This is a genomic window from Baaleninema simplex PCC 7105 (assembly GCF_000332355.1).
Lineage (GTDB): Bacteria > Cyanobacteriota > Cyanobacteriia > Cyanobacteriales > Geitlerinemataceae > Baaleninema > Baaleninema simplex.
On record NZ_KB235958.1, the window covers coordinates 2,536,025 to 2,537,964 of the forward strand.

Genomic DNA, 1,940 nt, shown 5'->3' on the forward strand with positions numbered 1-1,940 from the left:
GTAGGTACGGGTTAGGGATAAAGCCCCCGCTATACCCGTAAGGGTTAGCGGTGGGAATAGTTACCTACTCCTCCGAATCGTCCGAGTTATCCGAGTTCCCCGAGCCGTTATTTTCCTCGTGTTTTCCAACCGAATTCGAGGAAACCATCGCTCCCATCGCTAACTCTTCGCGAACTTTCAGCTCTATTTTCGCAGCAAATTCCGGGTTTTCTATCAAGTAGCGAACCACGTTATCGCGACCTTGACCGATATTGTCACCCTCGTAGTTGTACCACGCACCGCGACGTTTGATGATGCCCGTTTCTTCCGCTAAATCCAGCAAACAGCCCAGTTGCGAAATGCCTTGACCGAAGAGAATATCGAATTCAGCGATACGGAACGGCGGCGCGACTTTGTTTTTTGCCACTTTCACTTTGGCACGAATACCGTATTCTTCCGACCCTTTCTTGAGGGTTTGAATGCGGCGAATGTCGAGACGTACCGAACAGTAGAATTTCAGAGCGTTCCCCCCAGTGGTGGTTTCGGGGTTGCCGTAGGTGATGCCGATTTTTTGACGCAGTTGGTTGAGGAAAATCACCGTACAGCCAGATTTTCCGATGTTTCCGGTGATTTTCCGCAGGGCTTGGCTCATCAAACGGGCTTGCAATCCGACGTGAGCGTCGCCCATATCGCCTTCAATTTCAGCTCGGGGAACTAACGCCGCAACGGAGTCGATGACGACGAGATCGACGGCGACCGATCGCACCAGTTGATCGACGATTTCCAAGCCCATCTCACCGGTATCCGGTTGAGACACCAACAGGTTTTCGATATCGACGCCCAACGACGCAGCGTAGGTGGGATCGAGTGCGTGTTCGGCGTCAACAAACGCCGCAATTCCACCGGCTTTTTGCACTTCGGCGATCGCGTGCAGTGCAACGGTGGTTTTTCCCGAACTTTCCGGTCCGTAAATCTCGATGACCCGTCCTTTCGGTAAACCGCCACCCAAGGCTAAATCAAGGGTCAACGCACCGCTAGGAATGGTTTCGACCTTCATACGAGTCGAATCGCCCAACCGTACGATCGCCCCTTTCCCGAAGGAGCGTTCGATTTGGTTGAGAACCATATCTAGGGCTTTCTGCTTGTCGGAATTTTGGGTGATTTGAGTCGCCATGCTTGCCTCGATCGAGTTGAGTTTACGTTGCCTGGATGTTGCGTTGACTAGGGATGCGAGAGCGCGATTTTGCCGCAGATATTTTATTCTAGTACACAATTCCAAAACGCGCCGACAGGTAAATCACAATGTCTATAAGTCTTGTCCTGTAAGGGTTTAGCTCGATCGAGAAGACAGTCACCAGCCTTTTACAGTGAACAGTGAACAGTGAACAGTGAGGACAGGTAACAGTTTCTTCCTTCTCCCCTTGTCTCCCCCTCTCCCCCTCTCCCTTTCTCCCTCTCTCCCCCTCTCCCCCTCTCTCCCTCTCCTGACAAGGCTATGATTGTAAGAGAGAGAGAAAGAGCCGACAAAGAGAAAGCCGTAGACTCGTTTAGGAGAAGCCATGAAATACAACTCAGCTTACCTCAAACAGTGGTCGCAAGAAGTCAGTCGTCATTTTCCGAATCTTTCCTTGCCACAAGTATCAGGGCTAGCCACCTGGAGCTTTGGCATGATGATGAGCTGAGAGGGTGACAACATAGCTAGACCCCCTGCCTCACAAGGGATAGAGCCTCTAGCCCTCGTTGAAAATGGAGAGATTTGTGAGGCTTCAACGCCATGAGCGCCAACATCCAATCTCTCCAGAGCAGCAGGGATTGACTCCAAGCATAACCGGATAATCCGAGGGAAAAAACACTATGATGAGGAAAACCTTGAGGGGGTCAGGTCTGAACGACCTAAATAGGATTGGACGTGAGATTCAAGGAGACGCTGACCCGAACGAGTTGCTAACCAATAGGCTAAA

Annotated in this window: 2 protein-coding genes and 1 pseudogene; 1 reads left to right on the forward strand and 2 read right to left on the reverse strand. The window is 51.2% G+C overall.

Annotation, left to right across the window (positions count from 1 at the left end; translation table 11 throughout):
• Positions 1 to 64: 64 nt before the first annotated feature.
• Entirely contained in the window at positions 65 to 1,153 is a 1,089-nt protein-coding gene (recA, locus tag GEI7105_RS0113190; protein ID WP_017660927.1) for a recombinase RecA, read from the reverse strand.
• A gap of 385 nt (positions 1,154 to 1,538) precedes the next feature.
• Between recA and GEI7105_RS40455 the strand changes: the two genes are divergently transcribed.
• Positions 1,539 to 1,661, forward strand: coding sequence for a hypothetical protein (locus tag GEI7105_RS40455; RefSeq protein WP_281166989.1), 123 nt, complete (start codon positions 1,539 to 1,541; stop codon positions 1,659 to 1,661).
• 16 nt (positions 1,662 to 1,677) lie between these two features.
• Here the strand turns inward: GEI7105_RS40455 and GEI7105_RS39905 are convergent.
• Positions 1,678 to 1,940, reverse strand: a pseudogene (locus tag GEI7105_RS39905) (IS4 family transposase); the annotation flags it as partial.

Bases quoted from the DNA above. Each gene is read 5' to 3' on its own strand.
- recA (WP_017660927.1), bottom strand. From the start codon at position 1,153: ATGGCGACTCAAATCACCCAAAATTCCGACAAGCAGAAAGCCCTAGAT.
- GEI7105_RS40455 (WP_281166989.1), top strand. From the start codon at position 1,539: ATGAAATACAACTCAGCTTACCTCAAACAGTGGTCGCAAGAAGTCAGT.